This is a genomic window from Streptomyces sp. NBC_00091 (assembly GCF_026343185.1).
GTDB lineage: Bacteria > Actinomycetota > Actinomycetes > Streptomycetales > Streptomycetaceae > Streptomyces.
Map to the genome: position 1 here is coordinate 5,672,442 of NZ_JAPEMA010000001.1, position 21,802 is coordinate 5,694,243.

Sequence of the window (21,802 nt, forward strand, 5' to 3'; positions counted from 1 at the left end):
TCTTCATCTCAACGGACGGTACTCATGGACGCGTTGTTGCCCCACGATCCGCGGTGGGTCGGCCCCTACCGCCTCGAGGGACGGCTGGGCGAGGGCGGCATGGGCCAGGTCTTCCTCGGTACGTCGCCGGGCGGCCGCCCGGTCGCGGTGAAGCTGATCCGCGCGGAGCTGGCCGGCACCACGCAGTTCCGGGAGCGGTTCGCGCGGGAGGTGGAGGCCGCGCGGCAGGTCGGCGGGTTCCACACGGCGCAGGTCGTGGACGCGGACCCGGCGGCCGAATCCCCGTGGCTGGTCACCGCGTTCATCCCGGGCCCCACCCTCCACCGGGCGGTGACCGAGCACGGGCCGGTCGATCCGGCGGGGGCGCTGCGGCTCGGGGCGGGGCTCGCCGAAGGGCTCGCGGCGATCCACCGGTGCGGCCTGGTCCACCGGGATCTCAAGCCGGGCAACGTGATCCTGGCCGAGGACGGGCCGCGCGTCATCGACTTCGGCATCGCGCGGGCCGTGGACGCCAGTTCGCTGACCGCGACCGGATCGGTCATCGGGACCTACGCCTACATGTCGCCGGAGCAGATCCGCGCCGACCGGGCCGGGCCCGCCAGCGACGTGTTCGCCCTCGGCTCGGTGGTCGCCTTCGCCGCGACGGGCCGTGGCCCGTTCGACGCGCCCTCCCTGGTGGCCGTGGTCCAGCGGATCCTGGACGAACCGCCCGCCCTCGACGGGATCGACGGCGAGCTCCGGGCCATCCTCACCGACTGCCTGGCCAAGGACCCGGCCGACCGTCCCGCCGTCGAGGGCCTGCCCGCCCGGTTCGCGGCTGCCCTCGCGGGGGCGGCGCGGGTCCACCCGCCGCGCCACGAACCGACCGTGGCGGCGGCCCCGTCCGTACGGACCCCACAGACCCCGCAGCCGCCGCCCACGGAGCGGGCCCAGGCGGTGAGCCCGGGACCGGCCGTGAGCCCGGGACCGGCTGCGGGCGGTCAGGACCCGCGCGCCCTGGCCGCCGCGGCGACGCGGACCTACGCGCCGCCGGCGGGCCCCGCGGCGCCGGGCCCCGGCGCCGCCGTACCCGGCCCCGGCAGCCCGGTACCCGGGCGGCCGACCGCCCCCGTACCCGGTCCGGCCCGCCGGGGGCCCTCGCGGCGCGCGCTGCTCATCGGCGGCGCCTCGGTCGCCGCGGCCGCCGCGATCGGGGTCCCCGCCTACCTGCTGCTGCGCAAGAGCGACGCCCTCGAGGGCCCGAAGAGCGCGTACGAGCTCGCCTTCAGTCCCGACGGGAAGACGCTGGCCGCCGCCGGAGGGGGCGGGGAGATCTGGCGCTGGTCGCTGCCCGGCAAGGAGAGCAGCTCCACCCGGATCAGCATCGCCAAGTACATCCAGCCGCACGTCTTCAGCCGGGACCTCAAGACGCTCTACCGGGCGGAGGAGCACAAGATCCTGAAGTGGGACGTCGCCACGGGCCGCACGGTCGGGACGTTCACCGGAGAGACCACGGGCGAGCCCCAGAACGGGTTCGTGCACGAGCTGGGGCTCAGCCCCGACGGGAAGACGCTGGCCGCCAGCAGCGGCCGGGGCCTGTACCTGTGGGACACCGGTTCCGGATCCCGGCTCGCCCTGCGCCAGGACGTCAAGAACGGCCCGGCCGTCTACAGCGCGGACGGGGCGATGCTGGCCACCGGATCGCCGGTCCAGCTGCGGAACGGCTCGGCCGATGCCGTCCTGGCCACCCTCGACGCCACGGTCGCGACCAGCGCGGTCTTCAGCCCCGACGGCCAGCTCCTGGCCTTCGGCGACCAGGCCGAGGAGGTGCGCCTGTGGAACACCGCCACCCGGCAGGACGTCGCCGTCCTGGAGGGCCACGACTCCCCGGTCCTGGCGGTCGCCTTCCACCCGGACGGGAGCGCGCTGGCCAGTGGTGACCGGGACGGCAAGGTGGTCGTCTGGTCCACCGCCTCCGCCACCTCCACCGCGACCTACGAGCCCGGCGCCTCCGTCGAGGCGCTGGCCTTCAGCCCGGACGGGAAGTCGCTGGCCGCGGGGTGCAGCAGCGGCACGAGCGTCGGGAGCAATGACACGGTGTGGCTGTGGGAGCTCGGGTGAGGGGGATCCGGGATCTCCGCCTCGGCTCCCTGAACAGCACCACGGGGTGTCCTCAGACCCGCACGACCTCCACGCCCGCCGCGCGGAAGGGGCGGGCGGCGGAGTCCGAGAGGGCGGTGTCCGTCACCAGGACGTCGACGGCGGAGGTGGCGCAGATACGGGCGAAGGCGCGCACGCCCAGCTTCGTGGAGTCCGCCGCGATGACCAGGCGGCGGGCGCGTGCGCACAACAGGCTGTTGACGGCGGCCTCGTCCTCGTGGCGGGTGGCCGCGCCGTCGGCCGGGTCGAAGGCGTCGACCCCGACCACGGCCGTGTCCACGGTGAGCTGAGCGAGCGTCTGCTGGGCCAAGGGGCCGGTCAGTTCGTACGACTGCGGGCGGGCGACCCCGCCCGTGAGGACGATCTTGAACTGGGGCCGGATCACCAGTTCGCCCGCGATGTTCAGGGCGTTGGTGACCACGGTGAGCGCGGGGGAGCCGGCGGTGGGCGCGGCGAGGTCCGCGCGGGCCGCCAGGGCCCGGGCCACCTCCGTCGTCGTGGTGCCGCCCGTCAGCCCGACGACCTCGCCCGGGGCGATCAGGGCGGCCACGGCCTCGCTGATCCGGCGCTTCTCGTCGGCCCGGCGGGAGGTGCGGTAGCGCAGGGGGAGTTCGTACGAGACCCCGTGCGGCACCGCCCCGCCGCGCGTGCGGACCAGCAGCTGCTGCTCGGCGAGCTGGTCCAGATCGCGGCGGATGGTCGCGGCGGACACGCCGAGGATCTCGGCGGCCGGCTCCACCTCCACCCCGCCCCGCTCCACCAGCAGGTCCAGCAGTCTCTGCCAGCGTTCCTTGCGGGTCATGGCGCCCCTCCCGTGTGGTCCCCGGGCCTCCTGCCCGGCCCCGCCGTCGAGATTAACCCAGCCGATCACTCCGTAGATGCTTGAAGTTGCGCGAAACGGCCCGCTACCTTGCAGGAACACGCAGGGAAGTCCCGTAAGTACGCATCAAAAGCGCAAGGAGCCCGCATGAGTCACGTCGCGCACGAGTTGGGCACGCAGCCCGAATGCTGGGAACGGGCCGCCGAACTGGCCCCCGCCCACCGGGCGGTGCTGCCGAGGCCCGGCGAGCGTACCGCGATCGTCGGGTGCGGGACCTCGTACTACATGGCCCAGGCCGCCGCGGCCCTGCGGGAGGAGGCCGGACAGGGGGAGACCGACGCCTTCCCCGCCTCGGAGTTCCCGCACCGCCGACGCTACGACCGGGTGGTCGCCCTGACCCGGTCCGGGACCACCACCGAGGTGCTGCACCTCCTCGCCGGGCTGCGGGAGGCCGGGATCCCGGCCACCGCCGTCGTTGGGGACCCGCACACCCCGGTGATGACCCTCGCGGACGAACTCGTCGTCCTGGATTTCGCCGACGAGCGGTCCGTCGTCCAGACCCGCTTCGCCACCACCGCCCTCACCCTCCTGCGTGCCCACGTCGGCGCCCACACCCCCGCCGTGATCGCCGACGCCCGCGCCGCCCTCGAACAGCCGCTGCCGGCAGGGCTGGAGGCGCGCGGCCAGTTCACCTTCCTCGGGCGGGGCTGGAGCGTCGGCCTCGCCCAGGAGGCGGCCCTGAAGATGCGCGAGGCCTCGCTGTCGTGGGCCGAGGCCTACCCCGCGATGGAGTACCGGCACGGCCCCGTCAGCGTCACCGGACCGGGCTCGGTGACCTGGTCGCTGGGCGGCACCCCCGAAGGGATCGCCGAACAGGTCCTCGGGACCGGCGCGCAATGGGTGGACGGCGCACTCGACCCGCTGGCCGAGCTGGTCCGGGTGCACCGCCTCGCCGTCGCCGTCGCCGCGCACCGCGAGCTCGACCCCGACGCGCCCCGCAACCTCACCCGCTCGGTCATCCTCACCGCGGGCGAGGGGGCGGTCCGATGAGCCTGGCCCCCTCCGGGACCCTCGTCGCCGAGGCGGCCGCCGCCGGCCGCGCCGTCGCCGCCTTCAACATCATCACCCTGGAGCACGCCGAAGCCGTGATCGAGGGCGCCGAACGGACCGGGCTGCCCGTCATCCTGCAACTCAGCGAGAACGCCGTGAAGTTCCGCGGCGGAGCCCTGCTTCCCATCACCCGGGCCGCCGCCGCCTGCGCCGAGGCCGCCCGGGTGCCCGTCGGCCTCCACCTCGACCACGTCAAGAGCCCCGACCTGCTGCGGCAGGCCGCCGACGCCGGCTTCGGGTCCGTGATGTACGACGCCGCGCACCTGCCCTACGCCGAGAACCTCGAGTCCACCCGGTCCGCCGCCGACTGGGCCCACGCCAACGGGCTGTGGATCGAAGCGGAGCTGGGCGAGGTCGGCGGCAAGGACGGGGCCGCGCCGCTCGACCCGCACGCGCCGGGCGCCCGTACCGACCCGGACGAGGCGCGGCGGTTCGTCGCCGACTCCGGGGTGGACGCCCTGGCCGTGGCCATCGGCAGCAGCCACGCCATGACCAGCCGGACCGCCGCCCTCGACCACGCCCTGCTGGCGCGGCTGGCCAAGACGCTGGACGTACCGCTGGTCCTGCACGGCTCCTCCGGCCTGCCGGACGGGGAACTGGCGTCCGCGGTGGCCGGCGGCATCCGCAAGGTCAACATCGGCACCGCCCTCAACCTGGCCATGACCGAGGCCATCCGCACCCACCTGACCCCGGCCGACCCCCGCCCGTACCTCACCGCCGCCCGCGCGGCGATGGCGGCGACGGCCGAGGCCATGATCCGGGTCCTCGACCGGCCCTGAAAGAAACCCCACCGGCGCCTCGGTGACCGGCCCGCTGTCCGCCGGGGGCGCCCCCGCACACCGGACAGTGCCGCCGGGCCTGACCGGGGGAGCCGCGCAACGGACGGAGAAGGGCCGGGAGTTCCCCACCGAACTCCCGGCCCTTCCCAATTCCTGTAACGGGTTCTACTCTGGCCGCCGCCACCACAGCGACCGCAGGACCGCGAGACTCCCGGAGGGGCCGTGCACCTCGAATACACGCCTGAGCAGCAGCAGTTGCGCACCGAGCTGCGCGCCTACTTCGCCCGGCTGATCCCTGAGGACGTCCACGCCCGTTACGAGGACCCCGCCGCGCAGAAGCGCTTCTACCGGGAGACCATCCGCCGGCTCGGCGCCGACGGCTGGCTCGGGGTCGGCTGGCCCGAGGAGTACGGCGGGCGCGGCATGTCCCCGATGGACCAGTTCATCTTCTTCGACGAGGCCGCGCAGGCCGTCGTTCCGCTGCCGCTGATGGCGCTCAACACCGTGGGCCCGACCATCATGCAGTTCGGCACCGACGAGCAGAAGGCGTACTTCCTCCCCAAGATCCTCGCCGGTGAGATCGACTTCGCCATCGGCTACAGCGAGCCGGACGCCGGCACCGACCTGGCCGCCCTCAAGTGCAAGGCGGTCCGCGAGGGCGACGAGGAGAGCGGCACCTACGTCGTCAACGGCCAGAAGATCTGGACCACCAACGGCGACACCGCCGACTGGGTCTGGCTCGCCGTCCGCACCGACCCGCAGGCCCCCGCGCACAAGGGCATCACCATGCTCCTCGTGCCGACCTCCGACCCCGGCTACTCCTGCACCCTCATCAACACCCTCGCCTCGCACGACACCACCGCCAGCTACTACGAGAACATCCGCGTCCCCGCGAGCCGCCGCGTCGGGCAGGAGAACAAGGGCTGGCGCCTGATCACCAACCAGCTCAACCACGAGCGCGTCACCCTCGCCGCCCACGGCACGATGGCCATCCGCGCCCTGCACGACGTCCAGCGCTGGGCCGCCGGGACGAAACTCGCCGACGGCCGCCGCGTCATCGACCTCACCTGGGTCCGCGGCCGCCTCGCCCGCACCCACGCCCGGCTCGACGCGATGAAACTGCTCAACTGGCAGATGGTCAACGCCGTCCAGTCGGGCACCCTCACCCCGCAGGACGCCTCCGCCGTCAAGGTCTACGGCTCCGAGGCGCGCAGGGACGCGTACGCCTGGCTCATGGAGATCGTCGGCGCGGCGGGCTCCCTCAAGGACGGCTCGGCGGGCGCGGTCCTGCACGGCGAACTGGAACGCGGCTACCGCAGCGCCGTGATCTTCACCTTCGGCGGCGGCAACAACGAGATCCAGCGCGAGATCATCTCCTGGATCGGCCTCGGCATGCCAAGGGTCCGCCGCTGACCGTGCCGTGCTGGTCGGCCCGGTCAGCAGCCGCCGATGGTGAGGCCGGCCGGAGCGGCGCAGCACCCGCCCCCGGCCTCCTCGGCGGCTTCGGGCTGGTCGAAGAGGCCGGCGCCGCCGCAGACTCCGGTCTCGGGGAGGGTGAGCTCGACGCGCTCGGCGGCTTCCTGGTCGCCGGCGAGGTGGGCGGCGATGGAGCGGACCTGCTCGTATCCGGTCATGGCGAGGAAGGTGGGGGCGCGGCCGTAGGACTTCATGCCGACGAGGTAGACGTCCTTCTCCGGGTGGGAGAGCTCGTTCGCTCCGTGCGGGTAGACGGTGCCGCAGGAGTGCTGGTTGGGGTCGATCAGCGGGGCCAGGTCGGTGGGTGCCTGGAGGCGCTCGTCGAGGCCGAGGCGGAGCTCGTCCAGGAAGGTGAGGTCGGGGCGGAAGCCGGTCAGGACGATGGCCTCGTCGACCGGGTCCAGGCGGCGGCCGTCCTCGCTGACGAGGACCAGGCGGCCGTCGGTGTCGCGCTCGACGGCTTCGGTGCGGAAGCCGGTGACGGCGTCCGCGTAGCCGCCGTCCACGGCGGCTTTCGCGGCGAGACCGAGGGCGCCGCGGGCGGGCAGCTGGTCGGCTTCGCCGCCTCCGAAGGTGGAACCGGAGATGCCGCGTCGCAGGATCCAGGCCGCGTGGGTGCCCTGTTCGTCCTTCGCGAGGTCGGCGAGGTGGGCGAGGGCGGTGAACGCGGAGGCTCCGGAGCCGATCACGGCGGTGCGCTTGCCGGCGTAACGGGCGCGGACGGCCGGGTCCTTGAGGTCGGGGACGCGGTAGGTGACGCGGTCGGCTGCGCTCTTCTCGCCGAGGGCGGTGAGGCCGCTGGCGCCGGCCGGGCCGGGGGTGGACCAGGTGCCGGAGGCGTCGATGACGGCGCGGGCGAAGACGCGGGCCTCGCTGCCGTCGGCGGCGGTGTAGTGGATGACGAAGGGCTGGGCGTCGCGGTCGGCGTCGGCGATGCGGTCGCGGCCGGTGCGGGAGACCCCGGTGACGGTCGCGTCGTAGCGGACCCGCCGGCCCAGGACTTCGGCCAGCGGCTCGAGGTAGCGCTCGGCCCAGTCCCCGCCGGAGGGGTAGGTGGCCGGGTCGGGCTCGACCCAGCCGGTGGGCGCGAGGAGCTTCTCGGCTGCCGGGTCCACGACCTCGCCCCAGGTGGAGAACAGGCGTACATGCGACCACTCGCGGACGGCGGTGCCGGCGATCGGTCCGGCCTCCAGGACCAGCGGTTCGATGCCGCGTTCGACCAGGTGGGCTGCGGCCGCAAGACCGATGGGGCCGGCTCCGATGACGACGACGGGCAGGTCGGTGGTGGCAGGCGCGTTCACGGCGGGCTCCTCGTTGCTTCGACGTCTGTCGATGGCTTGCCCGATCAGCATCGCCCTTGTTTCGATGAACGTCAACATAGACACACGTCGAATTCAGACCTTGGTCATCCTGCTTCGACATGTGTCAACATAGATGCATGTCGAATGCGAAGGTTCTGCCGCTCCTGGAAGCCGATCGGGCCGTCGCGCCGTGCTGCCCGCCGCTGGACGAGCGCCCCATGTCCGCGGACGAGGCGGAGGCCACGGCGAAGATGTTCAAGGCCCTCGGCGACCCGGTCCGCCTGCGCCTGTTTTCCTCCGTCGCCTCGCACGAGGGCGGGGAGGCGTGCGTGTGCGACATCTCCGACGTCGGCGTCTCCCAGCCCACCGTCTCCCACCACCTGAAGAAGCTGAAGGAAGCCGGGCTGTTGACGTCCGAACGGCGTGGGACCTGGGTGTACTACCGCGTCGAGTCCTCCGTGCTCGCCGCCATGAGCGCCCTCCTGGCCGGTGCGGCGAAGACGGGGTGAAGGGGATGCGCATCACCGCACTGCTGCCCGCGCACGCCGACGCGGCACTGGCGATCTATCAGGCCGGGATCGACGAGGGCGACGCCACCTTTGAGACCACCGCCCCGACCTGGGAGGCGTTCGACGCCGCCAAACTGCCGGACCACCGCTTCGCCGCGGTGGACGAGGACGGCAAGGTCCTCGGCTGGGTCGCCGCTACCGCGGTGTCGGACCGATGCGCGTACGCGGGCGTCGTCGAGCACTCCGTGTACGTCGCCCCGGCGGCGCGGGGCCGGGGCGTAGCCCGCGCCCTGCTGGAGGCGTTGATAGCCTCGACCGAAGAGGCCGGCATCTGGACGATCCAGTCAGGGGTCTTCCCGGAGAACACCGCCAGCCTCGCCCTCCACGAGCGTGCGGGCTTCCGGATCATCGGCACCCGCGAGCGCATCGGCCGTCACCACGGGCAGTGGCGCGACGTCGTCCTGCTGGAGCGCCGCAGCCCCCGAGTCGACTAGCGAGGCCGGGGGTTGCGGTCGTAGCGGTCCGGTCCCGACCGTGCGGCTGAGCGTTGCCCGAGCGGGGTAGGTTCCCCGGCGGGAGGCCGACGATGAGGATCGAGGACGCCGACCCGGGGCTCTACGGCCCCGGGTCCGTCACCTGGCAGTGCCACGGCGACCCGGTCATGTGGATCGCCGGGATCCGCGCGCTCTACCTCCAGGCCCTGCACCCGCGCGCCGTCCGCGCGGTCATGGAGAACTCCGACTTTCAGACAGACGCGTGGGGCCGGCTGCTGCGCACCGCCGACTTCGTCGGCACCGTCACCTACGGCACCACCGACGCCGCCGAGCGGGCCGGAGCCCGGGTCCGCGCGATCCACCGGCGACTCTCCGCCACCGACCCGGACACCGGGGAGCCCTTCCCCGTCGACGACCCCGAACTCCTGCTGTGGGTGCACTGCGCCCAGATCGACAGCTTCCTTCACATACTGCGCCGATCGGGTGTTCCCCTCACCCCAGCCCAGGCCGACAGCTATGTGGACGAGAACCGGGTGAGCGCCCGCCTCGTCGGCCTAGACCCGGCCGCCGTGCCCGCCGACGCCGCCGCCCTGGCCGCGTACTTCGAGGAGGTCCGCCCCCGCCTGGCCGCCGGGGCCGACGCCCGCGCCGTCGACGACTTCCTGCGCGCCCCGCCGATCTCCCCGCTCCTCGTCCCTGGCCGAAATCTGCTGTGGCGCCCGCTCGTTGGGCTCGCCTACGGAACCCTCCCCGGCTGGGCGCACCAGCTGTACGGCCGCCCCGCACCACCCCCGCGCGCGGTCACCCGTCGCCTGCGCCTCACCGGCCGCGTGCTGCGCAGCATTCCCGCAGGTCTACGCTGGCAGCTGCCTCCAGGTCACATCTTGAAAGCGATGCGCCGGCTGGGCCCCGGGAGCCGCCCCTCCGCGTACACACTGCGAAAACCAGCGGCCATACTGGACCGGCCGGGGAGGGCTCAGCACGACGACGGGGGCGGCTTTAAGACATGGCGGAGTCCAGACTGATCCAGGGCCGGTACCGGTCACTCGATCTGATCGGGCGCGGCGGCATGGGCGAGGTGTGGCGCGCCCGCGACGAGTCGCTGGGCCGGCAGGTCGCCGTGAAGTGCCTCAAGCCGCTCGGCCCCGAGCAGGACGCCCACTTCACCCAGGTACTGCGCGAGCGCTTCCGCCGCGAGGCGCGGGTCGCCGCATCCCTCCAGCACCGGGGCGTCACCGTCGTGCACGACTTCGGCGACGACAGCGCGGCCGGCGGCCCCCTCTACCTGGTCATGGAACTCCTCGAGGGCCGCAACCTCAGCCAGCTCATGGAGGAGAACGAGGCGCGCCCGCTCCCCGTCGACGTGGTCCTCGACATCGCCGAGCAGATGGCCGCCGCCCTCGGCTACACCCACGACCAGGGCGTGGTCCACCGCGACCTCAAGCCCGCCAACATCATGCGCCTCACCGACGGCACGGTGAAGATCTGCGACTTCGGCATCGCCCGCCTGGCCCACGACATCGGCTTCACCGCCAAGCTCACCGGCGGCGGCATGGCCATGGGCACCCCGCACTACATGTCGCCCGAGCAGATCGCGGGCGGCGAGGTCGACCACCGCAGCGACCTGTACTCCCTCGGCTGCGTCCTCTACGAGATCGCCACCGGAGCCCCGCCCTTCGACCTCGGCGACTCCTGGTCCGTGCTCGTCGGCCACCGCGACACCACGCCCGTGCCGCCCCGCGAGCACCGGCCCGAGCTGCCCGGCTACTTCGAGCAGCTCGTGCTGGACCTGCTGGCCAAGCGCCCCGAAGACCGCCCCGGCGACGCCCGCCACCTGCACCGGCGCCTGGTCGAGGCCCGCTTCGGCCCCGGCGGACCGCCCGCCGCCCAGCCCCCGCTGCCCGCGTGGGCCGAGGGGATGACCGCCGGGCGCAAGGCCGGCATCGACGCCCGCCCCGCCAGCGGGGAGTGGGCCGTGCTCACCGGCTCCTGGACGGCGGCCCGCCCCGCCGCCACCTCCGGCGAGCACCGGATCACCCGGCCCGCCCCCGCCGAGGACCCCCGGCTCACCGCCGCGTACGGGCTCACCCGCACCCCCGCCGCCGGGGAGCCCGACGCGCTCGCCGCCGGGCACACCCGCGCGTTCGCCCTCAGCCGGGCCGGCCGGCCCGAAGAGGCCCTGGCCGTGTACGCGGCCGTGGCCCAGGGCCGGGCGAGGGTGCTCGGCCCCGACCACGCCGACACCCTCGCCGCCCGCCAGGAGGAGGCGTACGAACTGGGCCGGCTCGGCCGCCACGGCGAGGCGTACGAGATGTACCGCGAGGTGCTCGCCGTCCGCGTCCGCACCACGGGCCCGAGCCACCCCGACACCCTGCGCTGCCGCCACAACCTGGCCTGCGTCCTGGGCGCCCTCGGCCGGCACGCCGAGGCCCACGCCGCCGCCGCCGAGGTGGCCGCCGACCGCGCCGCCGTGCTCGGCGCCGAGCACGCCGACACCCTCCAGACCCGCTACGAGGCCGCCTACGCCCTCGGCCGGCTCGGCCGCTGGCAGGAGGCCCTCACCGGCTTCCGCCAGGTCGCCGCCGTACGGGAACGCGTACTCGGCCGGGACCACCCCGACGCCCTCGCCGCGCGCTACGAGACCGGCATCGCCCTGGGCCGCACCGGGCGCGCCGCCGAGGCCCTCGACCTGTTCCGGGCCCTGGTCCGCGACCGCACCCGGGCCTACGGCGCGGCCGACCCGGAGACCCTGCGGGCCCGGCACGTCCTCGGGGTCAACCTGGGCCGCCTCGACCGATGGGAGGAGGCCGTCGCCGAGGCCCGCGAGGTGGGCGCGGCGCGCGCCGCCGCGCTGGGCGCGGAACACCCGGACACCCTGGTCAGCCGCAGGGAACTCGCCGTCGGACTGGGCCGGCTCGGCCGCTGGGACGAGGCGCTGCCCATATACCGGGACCTGTCCGGCATCCGCGAACGCTCCCTCGGCGACGAGCATCCCGACACCGTCCTGGCCCACGCCGACGAGGCGCACTGCCTGGAGCGGCTCGGCCAGGTGTGCTACCAAGAGCCATGACCGCCAACGCAGGCTCCCGGGGTTTCGCGCAGGACGTGTACGACGCGGTGATCGTGGGCGGCGGCCACAACGGCCTGGTCGCCGCCGCCTACCTGGCCCGCGCCGGCCGCTCGGTCCTGGTCCTGGAACGGCTCGGGCACACCGGCGGGGCCGCCGTCTCCACCCGCCCCTTCGCCGGGGTCGACGCCCGCCTCTCGCGCTACTCCTACCTCGTCTCGCTGCTTCCCGCGAAGATCGTCCGCGACCTGGGGCTGCGGTTCCAGGTGCGGCGGCGCACGGTCTCCTCGTACACCCCCTTCGAGCGGGGCGGCCGCCCGGGCGGACTCCTCGTCGGCGGCGGCGAGGCCCGCACCCGGGAGTCGTTCGCCAAGCTCACCGGCTCCGAGCGCGAGTACGAGGCCTGGCAGGCCTTCTACGGGACCACGGGGCGCCTCGCGCAGAAGGTCTTCCCCACCCTCACCGAACCGCTGCCCACCCGCGAGGAACTACGGGCCCGGATCGACGACGAGGCGGCCTGGCGGATGCTGTTCGAGGAGCCCCTCGGCCGGGCGGTGGAGGAGCGCTTCGCCGACGACCTGGTCCGGGGCGTGGTCCTCACCGACGGCCTGATCGGCACCTTCGCCGACGCCGACGACCCCTCGCTCGTCCAGAACCGCTGCTTCCTCTACCACGTCATCGGCGGCGGAACCGGCGACTGGGACGTGCCCGTCGGCGGCATGGGCGCCCTCACCGACGCGCTGGCCGGGGCCGCCCGGGCGGGCGGCGCGGAGATCGCCACCGGGCACGAGGCGCTGCGCATCCACACGGACGGCACCAGCCCGGCCGAGGTCACCTTCCGCACGGCGGCGGGCGAGGGCACCGTCGTCGGACGCACCGTCCTGGTCAACGCCTCCCCGCGGGCCCTGGCCGAACTCCTCGGCGAGAGCCCGGACGCCGCGGCCCCGCCCCCCGAGGGAGCCCAGTTCAAGGTCAACATGCTGCTGAGCCGGCTGCCCCGGCTGCGCGACACCTCGGTGGACCCCCGCGAGGCCTTCGGCGGCACCTTCCACATCGCCGAGGGCTACGAGGAGCTGCGGCGCGCCCACGCCGAGGCGGCCGCCGGGGAACTGCCGTCCGTACCGCCCTCGGAGATCTACTGCCACTCGCTGGCCGACGCCTCGATCCTCGGACCCGAACTCGCGGAGCAGGGCTTCCAGACGCTGACCCTCTTCGGCCTGCACACTCCGGCCCGGCTGTTCGAGAAGGACAACCGGCAGACCCGTGAGGTGCTGCTGACCGCCACCCTGGCCCAGCTGGACGCGCACCTGGCCGAGCCGCTCACCGACTGCCTGGCCTTCGACGACGACGGCCGGCCCTGCATCGAGGCCAAGACCCCGCCCGACCTGGAACGCGAACTGCGGCTGCCCGGCGGGCACATCTTCCACCGGGACCTGTCCTGGCCGTACGGGGGCGGGGACGGGGACCCGGACGCCGGGCGCTGGGGCGTGGAGACCGCGCACCGCAACGTCCTGCTGTGCGGTGCGGGGGCGGTCCGCGGCGGCGGGGTGAGCGGCATCCCGGGCCACAACGCGGCGATGGCGGTGCTGGAGCGCTGAGGCAGCGCTGAGGCAGCGGCCCGCGGCCGCACCGCGGGCTCACTCCCCCGGGAGGCGGAAGCCGTCGAACAGGTCGTCCAGGGCGCGCAGCGAGGCGCGCGCCGGGACGGCCCGCAGGGCGAGGTCGCGCGCGGCCACGGCCAGCGGGTGGGAGAGGGCGGCCACCCGTCCCATGCGGCGGGCCCGGATCCGTACGGCGTCGGTACGGGCGAGCCGGGCCCGGGTGTAGGCGGCGAGGGCGGCCGGTACGTCCGGGCCGCCGAGCAGGTGGGCCAGCACGACGGCGTCCTCGACGGCCTGGCAGCCGCCCTGGCCGAGGTTGGGGGTCATGGCGTGCGCGGCGTCCCCGATCCAGGCGGTGCGGCCGTCGTGCAGCCGGGGGAGCGGCGCGGCCAGGTCGTACAGGTCGTGCTGGAGCACCGCCCCCGGGTCGATCCGCTCCAGCAGGGCGGGGATCGGGTCGTGCCAGGTGCCGTAGCGCCGCAGCAGCTCGGCGCGGACGTCCGCGGGCCGGTATCCCTCGGGGACGACGGCGGTGGCGTAGAGGTAGACCCGCCCGTCGGCGAGCGGGGCCGTCCCGAAGCGTTCGCCCCGGCCCCAGGTCTCGGCGGCTTCGGCGGCCGGGCCGGCCGGCAGCACGGTCCGCCAGGCGGTCTCCCCGCTGTAGCGCAGGCCGGGGTGGTCCGGGAAGTGGCGGCGGCGCAGCGGGCTGTGGATGCCGTCGGCGGCGATCACGGCGTCGGCGGTGAGGTTCCCGGAGGCGGTACGGACCACCGCGCGGCCCCCGGCGCCGGCGGCCCCGTCCACGGCGGTGACGGCGGTCCCGTACGCCAGGGCGCCCTCGGGCAGGGCCGCGGCCAGCGCGGAGGTGAGGGCCGTGCGGTGGACGGCGAGCGGGGGCCGGCCGTAGCGGGCGGTCAGCGCCGCGGTGTCGGTGCGGCCGAGCCGGCCCCCGCCGGGGCGGCGCAGTCCCATCGAGGCCGGGACGGCGCGGCCGGCCGCGCGGGTGGCGTCGAAGCCGATGGCGTCGTACGCGCGCAGGGCGTTGGGGGCCAGGACGATCCCCGCCCCGACGGCGGCCGGTCCGGCGGCCCGCTCGCACACAGTGATCCGCCAGCCCTGGCGGTGCAGGGCCAGGGCGGCGGTGAGGCCGCCGATCCCGGCACCGGCGATGACGGCGTGGCGCTTGGGTTCGGGCATGGCACGGCCTCCTGCCGCTCGATCCTCTACATACGTAGAGGGCTTGGTCCGCACTCTACAGCTGTAGAGTGCCCTCATGTCCACCCCCGATTCCCTGCCACCCGCCCCGGACCGCCGGACGCTGATCGCGGACACGGCCATCGCCCTCGTCGCCGCCGCCGGCCTGCGGGGCCTGACGCACCGCGCCGTCGACGGAGCCGCCGCGCTCCCGGCGGGCAGCACCTCGTACTACTTCCGCACCCGGACCGCGCTCATCGGCGCCTGCTACCGGCGCCTGGCCGAGCTGGACCTCGCCGACCTGGACGGCGACGGCCGCGACGGCGACGGCCTGGACCGGGGCGGCCCGCCGCAGGCCCCGGCGGACCGGGAGGCGGCCGCGCGGATGCTCGGGGCGCTGCTGCACCGGTGGCTGACCGAGGGGCGCGAGCGCCAGCTGGCCCGCTTCGAGCTGAGCCTTGAGGCCGCCCGGAACCGGGAACTGGAGCCGGCGCTCCGTCAGGCCGGCCTCGCCGCCCGCGCCCGCGGGGCCGGCGTCCTCACGGCTCTCGGCGCGCGGCGGCCCGGGGAGGCCGCCGAACTCCTGGCCGCCTGGACCGACGGGCTGCTCTACGACCGCCTCGCGGGCGCCCTCGCCCACTCCCGCCCCGCCCCGGACCCGGCCGAACTGACCGCCACCGCCCGCCGGATGATCGACGCCGCGCTCGCGGACACCCCTTAGGATCCCGGTCATGATCGCTGAACTGCAGTGCGTGGTGCTCGACTGTCCCGACCCGCTCAAGCTCGCCGAGTTCTACGGGGCGTTGCTCGGCGGGGACGTCAACCGGCCCGACCGGCGCTGGAGTCTGGACGCCCACTGGGCCACCCTGCACACCCCCTCCGGGGGCGTCCTCGCCTTCCAGCAGGTCCTCGACCACCAGCCGCCGCGATGGCCGGACCCGGCCCGGCCCCAGCAGGCCCACCTGGACCTGGCCGTCGCCGACCTCGACCGCGCCCAGGAAGAGGTCCTCGCCCTCGGCGCCACCCTCCTCGACGACACCCCCGACGCCCGGGGCTGGCGGGTCTACGCGGACCCGGCAGGGCACCCGTTCTGCCTGATCCGGGACTGATCCGCGGCTGGTCCGCGCTGCTGATCCACCCGGCTGATCCGCGCGGCTCAGTCCGCCGAGCGCGTCCAGCCCGCGGACTCGACGCGGGAGGCGTCCGCCGGGCGGTCCTCGGAGAAGAGGAGCCGGGCCGGTTCGGCCACCCGCAGCACGTCCACGTAGACCCCGCGCCCCACGTAGCGGCCGGTCGACGCGTGACGGAAGCGGAGCCGGACCTCGCGGCCCGCCCAGCCGGGCAGCGGGGCTTCGAGCCGGTGCCAGATGCGGCCCGACCAGCCGCCGGCCGAGCCCGTCGGCCACTGCTCGGGGGCGCCGCCCGTGCTGCGCACCGTGCTGAAGGGGAGGGGCTCCCAGGCGACCCCGTCCGCGGAGGCCTCCAGGTGGAAGGCCCCCGCGCCGGGCACCGTGTCCCACCACACCGCGCAGCGCAGGCGGGCCCGCGCCGTCGCGGGGGTGAGGGGCGGGAGGGTGAGGGTGCCCGAGCCGCCGGTCTCCATGCCCGAGAACCAGGCCGGGCCGCCGTGCCTCGTACGGACCGGCACGGCCCGGGCGAAGCGGTTGCCGGTCGCGACCCGGGGCGCGCTGCCGGCCCGCCAGGTCCGCACGGGGTGGACGGAGTTGCCCAGCAGGATCAGGAAGGAGTCGGTGGAGGGGTCCAGGACCAGCGAGGTACCGGTGAAGCCGGTGTGCCCGGCGGAGTGCGGGGTGGCCAGGGCGCCCATGTACCAGTGCTGGTAGAGCTCGAAGCCGAGGCCGTGGTCGTCGCCGGGGAAGGCGGTGTTGTAGTCGGTGAAGAGCAGTTCGACGGAGGCGGGGCGCAGGATGCGCTTGCCCGCGTAGACCCCGCCGTCGAGCAGGGCGCGGGAGAGGACCGCGAGGTCCCAGGCGGTGCCGAAGACCCCCGCGTGGCCGGCGACCCCGCCGAGCGCGTACGCGTTCTCGTCGTGCACCTCGCCCCACACCAGCCCCCGGTCCAGGCCCGACCAGGGCGGGCGCTGCACCTCGGTGGCGGCGGTGACCCGGCGCCACGAGAGCGGCGGGTTGTACCGCGTGCGGTGCATCCCGAGCGGAGCGGTGATCTCGTCGTGGAGCAGGACATCCAAAGTGCGGCCGGTGATCCGTTCCAGGAGCAGCTGGAGCGCGATCAGGTTCAGGTCGGAGTACCGGTACACCGTCCCCGGGGTCTCCTGCGGCCGCACCGACCACAGCAGCCTCAACTGCCCCTCGCGGGTGGCCTCCTGGTAGAAGGGCGCCCATGAGCGCAGGCCCGAGGTGTGCGTGAGCAGCTGACGGACCGTGATCGCCTCCTTGCCGCCCCCGGTGGCTGCGTCTTTACAAAACTCCGGCAGGTACCGGTCCACCCGGGCCTCCAGCTCCAGCCGGCCCCGCTCCATCTGCTGCACGGCCAGGATGGAGGTGAACAGCTTGCTCAGCGAGGCCAGGTCGAAGACGGTGTCCTCGGCCATCGCGATCCGCTCGGCCGCCGGGAACTCCGCCGGCCGGTCGGTGCGGCCGTCGTAGTCCGCGTACCGCACCGCGTCGCCCATCGCCCGGTGCAGGGCGATGGTGCGGCCGCGCCCCGCGAGGACCACGGCTCCGGCGTAGTACGGGTGCTCGGGGGAGGGGCCCAGGAAGCGCCGGGCCTCCTCCGCGACGCCCTCCAGGTGCCGCTCCAGCAGCCCGGCCTGCCGGGCGGATCCGTACCGAAGCCGCAGGCCCTGGAGGGCCCGCCGCTCGGCCGCCCCGCCCGCCGCTCCGGCCGACGCCCCCGGCAGCGCCGCGTGCAGTACGAGCACCCCGCCCAGCGCCAGCAGCCGCGCCCCGAGGCGCCGACGGGACAACCCCCGGTCCACCCCGCCCCCGCCCCGGCCGCCCCCGCCCCCGGTCCCCGTGCCGCGCCCGGTCCCCGTGCCGCCCCCGGGCTCCGGCACGCGTGGCGCCTGTGCGTGCGGGTCCCCCGTGGTGCCGGCCCCCGTGACTCCCACCATGATCGGCCCTCCTGTCCGCTCCGAACTGCCCGCCGCTCGCGGCTCGTCGCCCGCTGCCCGCCGTACACCGTCCGCGCCGGGCCTCGCCATCCCGTGCTCCCGGCCCGGGGGGACCCCCGGATCCGCCGGGCTCGCCGCAGGCGTTCCGCACGCTACTGGGTATCTGCCCGCCCGCCGCGCACCCTCCGCACCGGCCGACGCCCAAGAATCTGACACTGCATCAGAAAATCTCTTCCCTCGGCCGCCGCGCTGCGGCATCCTCACGCCCATGGAGACGGAGCTGAGCAAGAAACTGGGAGTCGAGCACGCCATCTTCGGTTTCACGCCCTTCCCGGCGGTCGCCGCGGCCATCACCCGCGCAGGCGGATTCGGCGTACTCGGCGCGGTCCGCTACACCGCTCCCGGCGACCTCAAACGCGACCTCGACTGGATGCAGGCGCACACCGACGGCAAGCCCTACGGCCTCGACGTCGTGATGCCCGCCAAGAAGGCCGTCGACGGCATCAGCGAGGCCGACATCGAGGCGATGATCCCGGCCGGACACCGCGCCTTCGTCCGCGACACCCTCGCCAAGCACCACGTGCCCGAGCTCGCCGAGGGCGAGGCCTCCGGCTGGCGGATCACCGGCTGGATGGAGCAGGTCGCCCGGAGCCAGCTCGACGTCGCCTTCGACTACCCCATCAAACTCCTGGCGAACGCGCTGGGTTCCCCGCCCGCCGACGTCATCGCCCGCGCCCACGAGAACGGCGTCCTCGTCGCCGCCCTCGCCGGGACCGCCAAGCACGCCCGCCGCCACGCCGAAGCCGGCATCGACATCGTCGTCGCCCAGGGCTACGAGGCCGGCGGCCACACCGGGGACATCGCCACCATGGTCCTGGTCCCCGAGATCGCCGAGGCCGTCGCCCCGCTCCCGGTCCTCGCCGCCGGCGGCATCGGCAGCGGCGAGCAGATCGCCGCCGGCCTCGCCCTCGGCGCCCAGGGCGTCTGGCTCGGCTCCCTCTGGCTCACCACCACCGAGGCCGACCTGCACTCCCGCGCCCTCACGGAGAAGCTCCTCGCCGCCGGCTCCGGCGACACCGTCCGCTCCCGCGCCCTCACCGGCAAACCCGCCCGCCAGCTGCGCACCGAGTGGACCGACGCCTGGGACGACCCCGACGGGCCCGGGGCCCTGCCCATGCCGCTCCAGGGCCTGCTGGTCGCCGAGGCCGTCTCCCGGATCCAGAAGTACGAGGTCCAGCCGCTGCTCGGCACCCCCGTGGGCCAGATCGTCGGCCGGATGAACAGCGAACGCAGCGTCCAGGCCGTCTTCGACGAGCTCACCGGCGGCTTCGAGCGCGCCATCGACCGCATCACCCGTATCGCCGGCCGGTCCTGAGGAGTGACGAGCATGACCGACACACAGCTTCCCAGGGGATTCTGGGCGCAGGCCGCCGCCGACCCCGCCCGCACCGTCCTGATCACCCCCGAAGGCGAGGAGTGGTCCGCCGGCCGGCTGCACGCCGACGTCAACCGCCTCGTCCACGGCCTGCGCGCCGCCGGACTGGAGCGGGGCGACGCCTTCGCGGTCGTCCTGCCCAACGGCGTCGAGTTCTTCACCGCCTACCTCGCCGCCTCCCAGGCCGGCTTCTACCTGGTCCCCGTCAACCACCACCTCGTCGGCCCCGAGATCGCCTGGATCGTCTCCGACTCCGGGGCCAAGGTCCTCATCGCCCACGAGCGCTTCGCCGAGGCCGCCACCGCCGCCGCCGAAGAGGCCGCACTCGCGCCCGGCCGCCGCTACGCCGTCGGAGCGGTCCCGGGCTTCAGGCCGTACGCCGAACTCCTCGACGGGCAGAGCGGCGAGCCCCCCGCCGACCGCACGCTGGGCTGGGTCATGAACTACACCTCCGGCACCACCGGCCGCCCCCGCGGCATCCGCCGCCCGCTGCCCGGCAAGCTCCCGGAGGAGACGTACCTCGGCGGATTCCTCGGCATCTTCGGCATCCGCCCCTCCGACGGCAACGTCCACCTCGTCTGCTCACCGCTCTACCACACCGCCGTGCTCCAGTTCGCGGGCGCGTCCCTGCACATCGGGCACCCGCTGGTCCTGATGGACAAGTGGAGCCCCGAGGAGATGCTGCGCCTGATCGACCGTCACGCCTGTACGCACACCCACATGGTCCCCACCCAGTTCCACCGCCTCCTCGCGCTGCCGCAGCAGACGAAGGACGCCTACGACGTCTCCTCCATGCGGCACGCCATCCACGGCGCCGCCCCCTGCCCCGACCACGTCAAACGGGCGATGATCGACTGGTGGGGCCGGTGCGTCGAGGAGTACTACGCGGCCAGCGAGGGCGGCGGAGCCTTTGCCACCGCCGAGGACTGGCTGAAGAAGCCGGGAACCGTGGGCAAGGCCTGGCCGATCAGCGAACTGGCCGTCTTCGACGACGACGGCAACCGGCTGCCCGCCGGCGAACTCGGCACCGTCTACATCAAGATGAACACGGGCGGCTTCAGCTACCACAAGGACGAGGGCAAGACCCGCCAGAACCGCATCGGGGACTTCTTCACCGTCGGCGACCTCGGCCTGCTGGACGAGGAGGGCTACCTCTTCCTCCGAGACCGGAAGATCGACATGATCATCTCGGGCGGGGTGAACATCTACCCGGCCGAGATCGAGTCCGCCCTGCTCACCCACCCGGCCGTCGCCGACGCCGCCGCCTTCGGCATCCCGCACGAGTCCTGGGGCGAGGAGGTCAAGGCCGTCGTCGAACCCGCCGAGGGCTTCGAGGCGGGCGACGCGCTGGCCACCGAGATCCTCCACCACTGCGAACGGCAGCTGGCCGGCTACAAGCGACCGAAGTCGGTCGACTTCATCGAGGCGATGCCGCGCGACCCGAACGGCAAGCTCTACAAGCGCCGGCTGCGCGACCCCTACTGGGAGGGCCGCGAACGCGCCGTGTGACCGCGCCGCCTCACACCCCGACGGCCCCGTCGATCCGCTCGCGCAGCAGATCGGCGGCCCCGGAGGCGCGCCGTGCGCCGCGCCGGGGCGGCGGTTCTGGCAACTTGGCCGGCATGAGTACGGCGACGCGCAGATCACCCCTGACCGACTGGACCCTCGTGGTCCCCGTGGTGGCGCTCGTGGCGCTCGTCTTCAGCTGGGGACGCGACCTGCCCTCCCTCGCCGTGGGCCTGGTCGCCCTCTGCCTCGCGGGCGCGGTGCTGGCGGCCGTGCACCACGCCGAGGTCGTCGCCCACCGGGTCGGCGAGCCCTTCGGCTCCCTCGTCCTGGCCGTCGCCGTCACCGTCATCGAAGTGGCCCTGATCGTCACCCTGATGGCCGACGGCGGCGACAAGACGGCCTCCCTGGCCCGCGACACCGTCTTCGCCGCCGTGATGATCACCTGCAACGGCATCGTCGGCCTGTCCCTGCTCGTGGGCGCCCTGCGCAACCGGGTCGCCGTGTTCAACGCCGAGGGCTCCGGCGCGGCCCTGGCCACCGTCGCGACCCTCGCCGTGCTGAGCCTGGTCCTGCCGACCTTCACCACCAGCAAGCCCGGCCCCGAGTTCTCGACGGCCCAGCTGGCCTTCGCGGCGGTCGCCTCCCTGGCCCTCTACGGGCTGTTCGTCGCCGTCCAGACCGTCCGCCACCGGGACTACTTCCTGCCCGTGGACACCGGAGCCACCGGCACCGGCACAGGCGACGGCGACGAGCACCACGCCGAACCGCCCACCGCCCGCGCCGCCCTGATCAGCCTCGGCCTGCTGTTCGTCGCCCTCGTCGCGGTCGTCGGCAACGCCAAGGCGGTCTCCCCGACCATCGAGAAGGGAGTCTCCGACGCCGGACTGCCCCACGCCGTCGTCGGTGTGATCATCGCCCTGCTCGTCCTGCTCCCCGAGACCCTCGCCGCCGTCCGGGCCGCCCGCCGAGACCGCGTCCAGACCAGCCTCAACCTGGCCTACGGCTCCGCCATCGCCAGCATCGGCCTGACCATCCCGGCCATCGCCCTCGCCTCCGTCTGGCTCACCGGGCCGCTGCTGCTGGGCCTCGGACCGGTCCACATGGTGCTGCTGGCCCTGACCGTGGTCGTCGGCGCCCTGACGATCGTCCCCGGCCGCGCCACCCTGCTCCAGGGCGGGGTGCACCTCGTCCTGCTGGCCGCCTACCTCTTCCTCGCCGTCAGCCCGTGACCGGACCGGTCCCCGGCCGGCGCACCGATATTGACCTTGGAGCAA

Annotated in this window: 18 protein-coding genes; 14 read left to right on the plus strand and 4 right to left on the minus strand. The window is 74.4% G+C overall.

What is annotated here, in order from left to right; all coding sequences use genetic code 11:
* Nucleotides 1-24: 24 nt before the first annotated feature.
* Entirely contained in the window at nucleotides 25-2,100 is a 2,076-nt protein-coding gene (locus OOK34_RS26140) for a WD40 repeat domain-containing serine/threonine protein kinase (RefSeq protein ID WP_267036299.1), read from the plus strand.
* Nucleotides 2,101-2,152: 52 nt separating this feature from the next.
* Here OOK34_RS26140 and OOK34_RS26145 read toward each other — a convergent pair whose 3' ends face one another.
* Nucleotides 2,153-2,941, minus strand: coding sequence for a DeoR/GlpR family DNA-binding transcription regulator (locus OOK34_RS26145; RefSeq protein WP_267036300.1), 789 nt, complete (start codon nucleotides 2,939-2,941; stop codon nucleotides 2,153-2,155).
* A 165-nt stretch (nucleotides 2,942-3,106) separates the two neighbouring features.
* On the opposite strand from OOK34_RS26145, the gene OOK34_RS26150 reads away from it, so the two are divergent.
* From OOK34_RS26150 to OOK34_RS26160, 3 genes are all read left to right on the plus strand, one after another.
* Entirely contained in the window at nucleotides 3,107-4,009 is a 903-nt protein-coding gene (locus OOK34_RS26150; RefSeq protein WP_267036301.1) for an SIS domain-containing protein, read from the plus strand.
* A complete protein-coding gene (locus tag OOK34_RS26155) occupies nucleotides 4,006-4,848 on the plus strand; it encodes a class II fructose-bisphosphate aldolase (protein WP_267036302.1) in 843 nt (280 codons plus the stop codon). Before OOK34_RS26150 ends, OOK34_RS26155 begins: the two co-directional genes overlap by 4 nt.
* A 222-nt stretch (nucleotides 4,849-5,070) precedes the next feature.
* On the plus strand, nucleotides 5,071-6,261 hold the full coding sequence (locus tag OOK34_RS26160) for an acyl-CoA dehydrogenase family protein (RefSeq protein ID WP_267036303.1): 1,191 nt from the start codon (nucleotides 5,071-5,073) through the stop codon (nucleotides 6,259-6,261).
* A gap of 23 nt (nucleotides 6,262-6,284) precedes the next feature.
* Here OOK34_RS26160 and OOK34_RS26165 read toward each other — a convergent pair whose 3' ends face one another.
* Nucleotides 6,285-7,625: an FAD-dependent oxidoreductase gene (locus tag OOK34_RS26165; RefSeq protein WP_267036304.1), complete on the minus strand. Its 1,341-nt coding sequence runs from the start codon at nucleotides 7,623-7,625 to the stop codon at nucleotides 6,285-6,287.
* Nucleotides 7,626-7,762: 137 nt separating this feature from the next.
* Between OOK34_RS26165 and OOK34_RS26170 the strand changes: the two genes are divergently transcribed.
* From OOK34_RS26170 to OOK34_RS26190, 5 genes are all read left to right on the plus strand, one after another.
* Complete coding sequence (locus OOK34_RS26170; protein ID WP_267036305.1) at nucleotides 7,763-8,134, plus strand: helix-turn-helix transcriptional regulator; 372 nt, start codon at nucleotides 7,763-7,765, stop codon at nucleotides 8,132-8,134.
* A 5-nt stretch (nucleotides 8,135-8,139) separates the two neighbouring features.
* Complete coding sequence (locus OOK34_RS26175) at nucleotides 8,140-8,628, plus strand: GNAT family N-acetyltransferase (RefSeq protein ID WP_267036306.1); 489 nt, start codon at nucleotides 8,140-8,142, stop codon at nucleotides 8,626-8,628.
* Between the two features lie 92 nt (nucleotides 8,629-8,720).
* Nucleotides 8,721-9,653: an oxygenase MpaB family protein gene (locus OOK34_RS26180; RefSeq protein ID WP_267036307.1), complete on the plus strand. Its 933-nt coding sequence runs from the start codon at nucleotides 8,721-8,723 to the stop codon at nucleotides 9,651-9,653.
* Nucleotides 9,635-11,698: a serine/threonine-protein kinase gene (locus OOK34_RS26185; protein ID WP_267036308.1), complete on the plus strand. Its 2,064-nt coding sequence runs from the start codon at nucleotides 9,635-9,637 to the stop codon at nucleotides 11,696-11,698. The genes OOK34_RS26180 and OOK34_RS26185 overlap by 19 nt, the downstream gene beginning before the upstream one ends.
* Nucleotides 11,695-13,293, plus strand: coding sequence for an NAD(P)/FAD-dependent oxidoreductase (locus OOK34_RS26190; RefSeq protein WP_267036309.1), 1,599 nt, complete (start codon nucleotides 11,695-11,697; stop codon nucleotides 13,291-13,293). The genes OOK34_RS26185 and OOK34_RS26190 overlap by 4 nt, the downstream gene beginning before the upstream one ends.
* A 39-nt stretch (nucleotides 13,294-13,332) precedes the next feature.
* Here the strand turns inward: OOK34_RS26190 and OOK34_RS26195 are convergent, their stop codons facing one another.
* A complete protein-coding gene (locus tag OOK34_RS26195) occupies nucleotides 13,333-14,493 on the minus strand; it encodes an FAD-dependent monooxygenase (protein WP_267036310.1) in 1,161 nt (386 codons plus the stop codon).
* Nucleotides 14,494-14,569: 76 nt separating this feature from the next.
* Here OOK34_RS26195 and OOK34_RS26200 point away from each other — a divergent pair, with 76 nt between their 5' ends.
* Together OOK34_RS26200 and OOK34_RS26205 are read left to right on the plus strand one after the other, a co-directional pair.
* Nucleotides 14,570-15,211, plus strand: coding sequence for a TetR/AcrR family transcriptional regulator (locus OOK34_RS26200; RefSeq protein WP_267036311.1), 642 nt, complete (start codon nucleotides 14,570-14,572; stop codon nucleotides 15,209-15,211).
* A gap of 10 nt (nucleotides 15,212-15,221) precedes the next feature.
* Nucleotides 15,222-15,599 (plus strand): VOC family protein, encoded by a 378-nt coding sequence (locus OOK34_RS26205; protein WP_267036312.1) that lies wholly within the window; start codon nucleotides 15,222-15,224, stop codon nucleotides 15,597-15,599.
* A gap of 47 nt (nucleotides 15,600-15,646) precedes the next feature.
* Here the strand turns inward: OOK34_RS26205 and OOK34_RS26210 are convergent, their stop codons facing one another.
* Nucleotides 15,647-17,437 (minus strand): serine hydrolase, encoded by a 1,791-nt coding sequence (locus OOK34_RS26210; protein WP_267036313.1) that lies wholly within the window; start codon nucleotides 17,435-17,437, stop codon nucleotides 15,647-15,649.
* A gap of 415 nt (nucleotides 17,438-17,852) precedes the next feature.
* Between OOK34_RS26210 and OOK34_RS26215 the strand changes: the two genes are divergently transcribed.
* The 3 genes from OOK34_RS26215 to OOK34_RS26225 all read left to right on the plus strand — a co-directional run bounded on the left by OOK34_RS26215 (nucleotide 17,853) and on the right by OOK34_RS26225 (nucleotide 21,757).
* Nucleotides 17,853-18,959: a nitronate monooxygenase family protein gene (locus tag OOK34_RS26215; protein WP_267036314.1), complete on the plus strand. Its 1,107-nt coding sequence runs from the start codon at nucleotides 17,853-17,855 to the stop codon at nucleotides 18,957-18,959.
* A gap of 12 nt (nucleotides 18,960-18,971) precedes the next feature.
* Nucleotides 18,972-20,528 carry an acyl-CoA synthetase gene (locus tag OOK34_RS26220; RefSeq protein ID WP_267036315.1) on the plus strand — a complete coding sequence of 519 codons (1,557 nt, stop codon included), beginning with the start codon at nucleotides 18,972-18,974 and terminating at the stop codon, nucleotides 20,526-20,528.
* 113 nt (nucleotides 20,529-20,641) lie between these two features.
* Nucleotides 20,642-21,757, plus strand: coding sequence for a calcium:proton antiporter (locus tag OOK34_RS26225; protein ID WP_267036316.1), 1,116 nt, complete (start codon nucleotides 20,642-20,644; stop codon nucleotides 21,755-21,757).
* Nucleotides 21,758-21,802 lie beyond the last annotated feature (45 nt).

Bases quoted from the DNA above. Each gene is read 5' to 3' on its own strand.
- OOK34_RS26195 (WP_267036310.1), bottom strand. From the start codon at position 14,493: ATGCCCGAACCCAAGCGCCACGCCGTCATCGCCGGTGCCGGGATCGGC.
- OOK34_RS26170 (WP_267036305.1), top strand. From the start codon at position 7,763: ATGTCGAATGCGAAGGTTCTGCCGCTCCTGGAAGCCGATCGGGCCGTC.
- OOK34_RS26225 (WP_267036316.1), top strand. From the start codon at position 20,642: ATGAGTACGGCGACGCGCAGATCACCCCTGACCGACTGGACCCTCGTG.
- OOK34_RS26185 (WP_267036308.1), top strand. From the start codon at position 9,635: ATGGCGGAGTCCAGACTGATCCAGGGCCGGTACCGGTCACTCGATCTG.
- OOK34_RS26220 (WP_267036315.1), top strand. From the start codon at position 18,972: ATGACCGACACACAGCTTCCCAGGGGATTCTGGGCGCAGGCCGCCGCC.
- OOK34_RS26175 (WP_267036306.1), top strand. From the start codon at position 8,140: ATGCGCATCACCGCACTGCTGCCCGCGCACGCCGACGCGGCACTGGCG.
- OOK34_RS26140 (WP_267036299.1), top strand. From the start codon at position 25: ATGGACGCGTTGTTGCCCCACGATCCGCGGTGGGTCGGCCCCTACCGC.
- OOK34_RS26205 (WP_267036312.1), top strand. From the start codon at position 15,222: ATGATCGCTGAACTGCAGTGCGTGGTGCTCGACTGTCCCGACCCGCTC.
- OOK34_RS26190 (WP_267036309.1), top strand. From the start codon at position 11,695: ATGACCGCCAACGCAGGCTCCCGGGGTTTCGCGCAGGACGTGTACGAC.
- OOK34_RS26145 (WP_267036300.1), bottom strand. From the start codon at position 2,941: ATGACCCGCAAGGAACGCTGGCAGAGACTGCTGGACCTGCTGGTGGAG.
- OOK34_RS26155 (WP_267036302.1), top strand. From the start codon at position 4,006: ATGAGCCTGGCCCCCTCCGGGACCCTCGTCGCCGAGGCGGCCGCCGCC.
- OOK34_RS26180 (WP_267036307.1), top strand. From the start codon at position 8,721: ATGAGGATCGAGGACGCCGACCCGGGGCTCTACGGCCCCGGGTCCGTC.
- OOK34_RS26215 (WP_267036314.1), top strand. From the start codon at position 17,853: ATGGAGACGGAGCTGAGCAAGAAACTGGGAGTCGAGCACGCCATCTTC.
- OOK34_RS26200 (WP_267036311.1), top strand. From the start codon at position 14,570: ATGTCCACCCCCGATTCCCTGCCACCCGCCCCGGACCGCCGGACGCTG.
- OOK34_RS26150 (WP_267036301.1), top strand. From the start codon at position 3,107: ATGAGTCACGTCGCGCACGAGTTGGGCACGCAGCCCGAATGCTGGGAA.